The sequence below is a fragment of the Candidatus Pelagibacter communis genome (genome assembly GCF_001180105.1).
In the GTDB taxonomy this organism is placed as follows: domain Bacteria; phylum Pseudomonadota; class Alphaproteobacteria; order Pelagibacterales; family Pelagibacteraceae; genus Pelagibacter; species Pelagibacter ubique_K.
In genome coordinates this window covers 1-1,069 of sequence record NZ_CVSO01000001.1, presented here as the reverse complement: position 1 = coordinate 1,069, position 1,069 = coordinate 1, and the positions used below count along the sequence as shown (strand labels likewise).

Annotated in this window: 2 protein-coding genes; both read left to right on the top strand. The window is 24.9% G+C overall.

Translation table 11 applies throughout. The features are described from left to right. Positions 1-658 (top strand): HesA/MoeB/ThiF family protein (locus AMN84_RS00010; RefSeq protein ID WP_075482228.1); only part of this gene is annotated, 658 nt, incomplete at its 5' end. Then, positions 655-1,069, top strand: a 415-nt coding sequence (locus tag AMN84_RS00005; protein WP_075482226.1) for an SH3 domain-containing protein, incomplete at its 3' end; no start/stop codon positions are given. The genes AMN84_RS00010 and AMN84_RS00005, both read left to right, overlap by 4 nt.

The window sequence follows — 1,069 nt, the reverse complement described above, 5'->3', positions numbered from 1 at the left end:
AAAAAAAATTAAAAACTCAAAAGTTCTTATTGTTGGATTAGGTGGATTAGGGTGTCCTGTTGCAGAATATTTGTGTAGATCTGGAGTAGGCACGATTGGTTTAATCGATCATGATAAAATAGATCTTTCAAATATACATAGACAATCTATGTTTACTACAAAAGATATTGGTAAGTACAAAGTAAAAGTGGTTAGTGACAGAGTTAAAAAGATTAATCCAAACATAAAAATAGAAAGTTATAAAAAAAAATTAAATCAATCAAATGTTGAAAACCTAATAAGAAATTTTGATATAGTGGTAGATGGAACAGATAATTTCACAAGTAAGTTTCTTGTTAATGAGTTTTCTAGGGAATTAAAAAAAATTTTCGTGTGTGGTGCAATTAGTAAATTTGATGGGCACATATTTAGTTTTAACTTTTCAAAGGAAAAAAGAATATGTTTAAAGTCTTTTTATCAAACAATACCAAATGATGAAGTTTTAAATTGTGAGGCTGACGGTGTTGTTGGTACAATAGCAAGTGTTGTAGGTAGTATTCAGGCAAATGAAGTAATAAAAAATATTGTGGGAATTGGAAAAAGTTTAAACGGTAAAGTTTTGATAATAAACCTTTTAAATCTAGACTTTAGAGTAAGTAACCTTAAAAAAATAAGATGATTAAAAAATTTTTAATTATAAATTTATTTTTATTTAGTTTTTTTTTGACTGATTCTTATTCAGATAACAATACGTATATGTCACTTAAGAATAAAAAAGTAAATGTAAGGTATGGCCCTGGATTAGATTACCCAATAAAATTTGTATTTAATAAAAAAAATTATCCTGTTGAAATTATAGACCAAAAAGAAAATTTTAGAAAAATTTTAGATTTTAAGAAAAATAGTGGATGGATTCATAGATCTCAGTTAAAAAAAAGTAGTTCATTTATAACTTTAGATAATATAATTCTTTTTTCTGATAGTACAAAATTTTCAAGACCTATTGCAAAAATTGAATCAGGTAGACTTTTAAATAAAAAAAAGTGTAATTTAAATTGGTGTAAAGTTGAAACTGGAGAATATAAAGGAT